The following is a 6799-nucleotide window of genomic DNA, read 5'->3' as shown; positions in this document are numbered from 1 at the left end:
GGGTGTTATGGCAATAATTCTTTTAGATACAAAAACTATAAATCGTATAGCAGCAGGAGAAGTAATAGAAAGACCAGCAAGTGTAGTAAAAGAATTAGTGGAAAATGCAATAGATGCTGGAAGTTCACAAATAGAGATCGAAATAGAAAGCGGGGGACGTAATCTTATAACTGTAATAGATGATGGAAATGGAATAGAAAAGGAAGATTTGGAACTTGCATTTATGCGTCATGCCACCTCAAAATTAGGAGATAGAGAGTTAATAGAAATCAAACATCTTGGCTTTAGAGGAGAAGCTCTACCTTCAATTGCAGCAGTAAGTAGAATGAAATTATCATCTAAGGCAAGTGGAGCAGAGGAAGCATGGTCTATAAGGTATGAGGGTGGAGAAAAAATAGGGGAGCTTATGCCTTGTTCCTTATCGCAAGGTACACATATTGAAGTGCGTGATTTGTTTTTTGCCACACCAAATAGACTAAAATTTTTAAAGAGCGAGAGGGCAGAGACACAAGCCATAGTTGATATAATAAACAACTTAGCAATGATAAATTATAGAATAGGGTTTACTGTCAATTCAGGTAACAAGAAACTTATAAAGTACGCTAAGCAAGAATCGTTATTTAGTAGAATCTGTGAAATAGAAAAAGAATTTCAGGAGAATGCGCTGAAAATTGAGGAAGAAGAAGATGGAGTTAGACTTACAGGGCACATTTGTAAACCAACGGTCAACCGTGGAAAGTCTGATATGATCTACACATTTGTAAATGGAAGGCCAATAAAAGACAACGTACTTATTGGTGCAATCAGATATGCATATCATGATTTGATTCCAAGTGACAGATATCCTTTTGCGGTGCTGCACTTAGAAATACCATACGATCAAGTAGATGTAAATATACATCCAAATAAATCAGAAGTAAGATTTCAAAATAAGAGGCTAATATATGAAATAGTGAGAAGAGGGCTGATTAAGACATTATCAAAAAGAATAGGTAGTCCTGCAGCAAGTGATGTTGACGAGTTAGGAATGACAGAAAAAATTGTGAGAAGTGCAGCTTTTGACACTAGAGAAGGAAATAATGAATTAATTAATAATATAAAGAACAGAGAAGAAAAAAATAGAAAAGAGTTCTACGAAAGGAGACCAAGTTCTGTAGAAAATCGACTAATAAAAGAGTTTGCTGCGCCGAATATAGGAGAAAAAGGTTTGTCAGAAGGGCCAGGATTGTTTGAAATGCAGAAACTTGCATCACAAAAGGAAACGATGGCCAAGGAAGAAAGGCAAGTTAGTTTAATAGAGAGCCATCCTCTAGGGTTTGCACGCTGTCAGGTTTACAACACTTATATAATTGCTGAAACTCTAGACAAACTAGTTGTAGTAGATCAACATGCAGCCCATGAAAGGTTAGTCTATGAGTGCTTAAAGCAAAAATCAAGCATAAAAAGGCAAGAACTGCTTTTTCCTGAAATAGTTGAAATTAAAAACCAGGCTGGAATGGAGATGGTTGAAATTTATAAAGATAAGCTTTTTGAAATGGGTTTTGAGATTGAGATCAAAGCAGAGAACAAAGTGATAGTGAAAGGGATTCCAGCAATTTTGGGACCAATAGATGTAAAAGAGATGCTAACTAATATAGTTGATAGATTAACAGAAATAGAAGATACGCTGCCTATAGAAGATAAAGTGAACAAAATATTGGCCATAATTGCGTGTTATGGATCAATTAGAGCAGGGAGAAAAATGAACTTGGAAGAGATGAATGAGTTGCTAAGGCAAATGGAAGAAACGCCAAATTCTGGACAATGTAACCATGGAAGGCCAACGTATATAGAAATGAAACTAAGTGATATTGAAAAATTATTTGAGAGGAGATAGTTTAATGTGTGCGCCAAGAGAAGCGTTTAGAACACAGTTGGTGAAAATCCAACCTAGGCAAAGCCTAGCCAATAGCCTAAAACAGACCATTATGCTACGTAAGGTAACGAGCGTAGTAAAGCTAATAGAACGGACAATACAGGGTGTAACGAAAGTGAAGGTATTGAGTCCCGAAATTTATCAACATTATATAGGTCGACATTTTGCATTTTAGTGGAAGACAGTATGAAGGATAATGACAAGGCAAGTTATCACTCACCTCCATCGGGATCGTAGGCCGTATCATGTATTGAGATGGATTCTAAATGAACTTGGGAGATCCTTTGTATTCCTATTAAGGTACGTGAGAACAAAGGCGAGGACTGACTAAAGATACAAAAGAAGTCGGACTGATTGATAGTACTCAGAGTGCGGGAAAGCCGCGTACAAGGGGAAGCGATCAGCAATATAGCAACTGGAATACCGCTGAACCTGTGCGAACTTTTTATATGGTAATTTAATATAACGGGAGAGTAGACCGGCGGAACTTCCCCACCAGTCTCTTGCAGAACTGTGCATGAACCTCGCGATTCACACAGCTCCCATTATTCAGCCTTTTGTCCCAAACCTAATGTCCAGTGATATAGCTAACCGAAGTAAGATTTCCCCGAGCGCTGAAAGACAAAATCAATGGCAGAATTGATATCTGGCCAAAAGGTTGGTAGAATCTTTCTCACAGCATGTTTAATGGTAAACCAAAAATGCTCAATTGGATTCAAATCAGGAGAGTATGGCGGCAAAAACAAAATTTTACATCCAGCATTTTCTATTAATTCTTTCAGACTTATGAAAGCTCGCATTATCAAGTATGATAGTTTGTCCAGGTCTTAATATTGGGATAAGCACATTTTCTACATAAGCCTCAAAAATCTCACTGTTGCAATATCCTTCAATTATCCACGGTGCTTTAACTTTTCCTTCATTCAGTGCTCCTATTATGCTCACCCTTCTTCTTTTGAATCCTGGTTTATCTGCAAATAACCTGTTACCTTTCAGAGCCCATCCATAGGTATAAAAGTCATTGTCTTCTATGCCTGATTCATCTATAAATACTAAATCTTCTTCTTTCATTTTTGCTATTTTTTCTATAAATTCCTTGCGTTTTTCTTTATTCCTCTCCTGGTAGAGAAAAGTTTTTTTTATATGTATAGTTTACTTTTTTGAGGTAGTTATACACTGTGTCCTTGCATATATTGCCAAATTTTTCAATTATCTTTTCGACTGTAATATCTCGATTTTCATCTAAGAATTTGGCAAAGCTATCTAAGTCTTTAATTTTATGACTATGACCCTTTTGATAGCCTGAAGATGGCTTTATGCTCCCTGTTTCTTCTCTCCTTTTCCTCCACCAATATATGGTTTTTCTATCGATTTTGAACATCTTGCTTATCTCCTCCATAGTAATTTTTTTCTCGTCTACTACTTTTAAAACGCGTTCCCTGAGATCCTCACTATATGGTCTTGGCATTTCCTACCTTCACTATTATTCAATGCCATATTATACCTTTTTATCCCTTTGGGGAAACCTTTTTTTTGTTAGCTATAGAAAGTGTCAGGTCCTTCTTTTCTCATTTTTCCTAGAAGTTGCCTTACTAGTCTTCCATGAGTTCGAAGTTTCCTGTACTTTCTTCTTGCCCACTTTTCAAGTTGCCGCTCTATGTTCTTCAGAGGTTTGTATATCTCTATCCTGTAAAACCTGCCATAGTACTGATACCAGCCTCTGACTATTGGGTTTACCTTCTTCGATATTTTCTCCAAAGTTGTTGATGTTTGTCTGTGTATTCTCCATGACCTTATGACTTGACAGATCTTTTTCTTGGCTTTGTTACTAATTGCAGGTAGAAATGAGACAAACTTCTTTCCCATTTTATTTCTTGCTAACCTGGGTCTGAATGTGTAACCCAGAAAATCAAAACTTTGTTTAGGAAATTCATCACTCCTATTGTTATCCTTACAGTACACAATTTGTGTTTTATCAGGATGCAATTTTAGCTTATACTCAGCCAGTCTCTTTTCGATCTTTACCTTCATAAAGTCTGCCTGTTTCTGGGTCTTACAGTGCACTATCACATCGTCCACATATCTCTCAAATAATACTGTCGGATAGTCTTGTTTCATCCATATATCAAATACATGATGAATAAATATATTAGAGATGATTGGGCTAATTGAACCTCCTTGCGGAACTCCTCTTTCCCTAACTACCTTCCTACCATCTGCTTGCTGAATAGGGGCTTTCATCCACCTTTCAACGTACAGTATGACCCATTTGCAGTCTGTGTGCTTCTTGATAGCCTGCAATGCCAATGCGTGGTCCAAATTGTCGAAAAATCCAGATATATCAAGATCTATCGCCCAATCGTACCTCCAACATCTTTTACGCGCTGTATCTACCGCATCCAGTGCTGATTTATTTGGTCTATAACCATATGAATCCTCATGGAATTTTGGCTCTACCAGCGGCTCAAGATACATAGAAGCTGCTGTTTGCCCTATCCTATCGAATACTGAGGGAACACCTAAAATTCTTTGCCTTCCTCCCGTATCTTTCGGTATTGCTACAGCTTTTACAGGCTCTGGAAAATAACTTCCGTATGACATCCGATTCCATAGTTTGTATAGATTATCTTTTAGATTCTCTTCAAATTTTGTTATCGAAACCTCATCCACACCAGCAGCACCTTTATTTTTCAATACTTGTTTATAAGCTCTCCAAATAAGCTGCTTAGGTATGTCAAAAGACTTTGTTTTATTCATTTACCCCTCCCTTTCGGTTGACAAATAATTAAAACTGAATAACTCAGCCCCTTCGCTCCATTTCCATTACAGAAACTTCTTCACTACTACGAGCTAATCCACCCCTGTTTTCCGCATCGGTACTCTCATCCTCAGAGATCAGCTCTTTGGATTTCTCCCTTATCATCGAAACGACAGGTTCCCGCAGTTCCACACAATAGCCTAAAATAGATTTATGCCATCTCTATGCCGGACACTACCTACCCAGTAAGCAAGTTTCCGATAGATTCATCCCAGAAGAGCATCTGACTCCTGGTTTTAACGTCATTCAGTAATAGCTTTCGACACCTCATCGATGGTTCACTTTCGTTCATCTTTCTATTTCACACATGACGCATAATTGCGCCTTTTCCATAACGCTTACTACCTTGGCTCTTTACCAAAGCAGCTTATGGTTGTTTGAAGCCTGCTCTTGTAAACCGGCTCCGAGGGGCCCACCCTCATCTATTGTGCAGCTTTCGCACTTAGTTTGCTCTTTTCTGAACATTTTTTGTGACTCTATGGCACACCAAAACCAGCTATATTAGCTTACTTCCACCACGTTTATATACGAACCAATTTGCCTAACTTTGTTGCAAAAGTTTCACAACTATATTTTCACGCAGCTTGTTCTCACAAATGTAGGTACTTTTTGCGATTTTTGGAAAAGTAGTTAATAAATAAATTTGTTGTAACACTAATTGACTTATGTTTTTATTAAAAATGTTTTTTCAAAAATAGTTGTATTATAAACTTATTATGGTATATAAAATCAATACTATATTTAAGGAGGTGTTTTATGTTAGTTGGATTAGCAGTAGTTGGTGGTGGTGCATTATTAACAGGAGCAGGTGCTGCAGTTGGATCTTCAGTTACTAGCTCTAAGTACAACAAAATTATGTCAGAATTAAAAGCTCAGCATAGAGAAGCGTTAGAAAATTTTAAAAAGAAAATGAAGGCAGTTGAAGAAAAATACTCTTCTTTAATTAGGGAGAATGTGAAAGAAAAAGAGAAGCTCGAGAGAGAAAAAATAGAATTAATGAAAAGCTTTGAAAAAAGTCAAAAAGAGCTAGTGGATTTAATGACAAAAATGGCCAAAGCAGAAGAAGAAGCAGAGAAAAGATATCAAGAATCAATAAATCAGATGAGACAAGAAAAAAAGGATTTGATGAAAAAATATGAGGAGGATAAAAAGGAATTAACTGAAAGATCTAATCAAGAAAAACAAGAGTTAAGGGAATTAATAAAAAAACTGGATAAGGAAAGGAATGAGACTCAGTTAGTCAATCAAGAGTTGCTTGCAAAGATGAATACAATTCTTAATTTACCAAGCGTAAGTGCTACAATACAAAACTTGCAAGGGGCAGATAAATCTAATAGCAAACAAACTGTAACAGAAAATTTGCAGGAATCTAGCCATAGTAACACTACTATAACGCAGGATTTGTATGAGACAAATAGTACTACTCAAGCCTCTAATACAGCAACTGAGTCTTCTGATGAATTGGATGATGATATTGTGGTGGTATCCGATCCAAGCTCTTACATAGATGAGCTTATATTGTCTAGTCAAATGAGTAATAACCTCAGTAAATGATTTATGATGTTAGAAAAGAATTTTTATGAAAAGCAGGACTCTAATCTTCTTAGCGATTGTAGCATTAGCGGTTTTTTTGCTTGTTTTGTTATTTATGTATTTTTTTTAATGGAGAGAGGGTAGTAAAATGTTGTCAAGTAAGAGTGACTGTACTAATGACGTTAACGCGGAAAAAAAAGTTCCTACTACATTATTTAATTCTCAAAATATAGAATGTAAGGATAAAGAAATTCCTACTGCATCTAATTCTCAAAGAGAACAGGAGAAGGATGATTTAACAGTAATAGATCATATGACTTTGGAGGATACACTCAAACTACTTGAACCTGGCTTGTTACCTAAACTTGATAATGACTTAAATAGCGTTAAAGAGGGTAAGAAAACTATAGGAGACCATAGGGAATATTTTAAAGCACAAGTTGACAATAAACTTAAAAAACTTTCTTTAATATATCATCCTGACTCAGTGCAAAAGCAAGGCGGACCTGAAGAAGAAAGGTTAAAAGCCGAAG

The 6799-nt window shown here is 36.5% G+C and carries 6 protein-coding genes and 1 pseudogene; 3 read left to right on the top strand and 4 right to left on the bottom strand.

Translation table 11 applies throughout. The features are described from left to right. Nucleotides 1-7 precede the first annotated feature (7 nt). A complete protein-coding gene (gene mutL, locus DM84_RS03925) occupies nt 8-1876 on the top strand; it encodes a DNA mismatch repair endonuclease MutL (protein ID WP_250778448.1) in 1869 nt (622 codons plus the stop codon). 626 nt (nt 1877-2502) lie between these two features. Here the strand turns inward: mutL and DM84_RS03920 are convergent. The 4 genes and pseudogenes from DM84_RS03920 to DM84_RS03905 form a co-directional block, all read right to left on the bottom strand. Continuing rightward, nucleotides 2503-2986, bottom strand: a pseudogene (locus DM84_RS03920) (IS630 family transposase). 37 nt (nt 2987-3023) lie between these two features. Beyond that, nucleotides 3024-3383, bottom strand: coding sequence for an IS630 transposase-related protein (locus DM84_RS03915; RefSeq protein WP_250778446.1), 360 nt, complete (start codon nt 3381-3383; stop codon nt 3024-3026). 68 nt (nt 3384-3451) lie between these two features. Beyond that, nucleotides 3452-4672: a group II intron reverse transcriptase/maturase gene (gene ltrA, locus DM84_RS03910; RefSeq protein WP_250778445.1), complete on the bottom strand. Its 1221-nt coding sequence runs from the start codon at nt 4670-4672 to the stop codon at nt 3452-3454. Nucleotides 4673-4715: 43 nt separating this feature from the next. Further along, nucleotides 4716-4865, bottom strand: a complete 150-nt coding sequence (locus DM84_RS03905) for a hypothetical protein (protein ID WP_250778443.1) — start codon at nt 4863-4865, stop codon at nt 4716-4718. Nucleotides 4866-5489: 624 nt separating this feature from the next. Between DM84_RS03905 and DM84_RS03900 the strand changes: the two genes are divergently transcribed. Both DM84_RS03900 and DM84_RS03895 read left to right on the top strand, forming a co-directional pair. Further along, a complete protein-coding gene (locus tag DM84_RS03900; protein WP_250778441.1) occupies nt 5490-6287 on the top strand; it encodes a hypothetical protein in 798 nt (265 codons plus the stop codon). Nucleotides 6288-6414: 127 nt separating this feature from the next. Beyond that, nucleotides 6415-6799, top strand: a 385-nt coding sequence (locus DM84_RS03895; protein WP_250778439.1) for a hypothetical protein, incomplete at its 3' end; no start/stop codon positions are given.

It is taken from the genome of Wolbachia pipientis (genome assembly GCF_023661085.1).
Lineage (GTDB): Bacteria > Pseudomonadota > Alphaproteobacteria > Rickettsiales > Anaplasmataceae > Wolbachia.
This window is presented reverse-complemented; position numbering and strand designations above follow the sequence as displayed.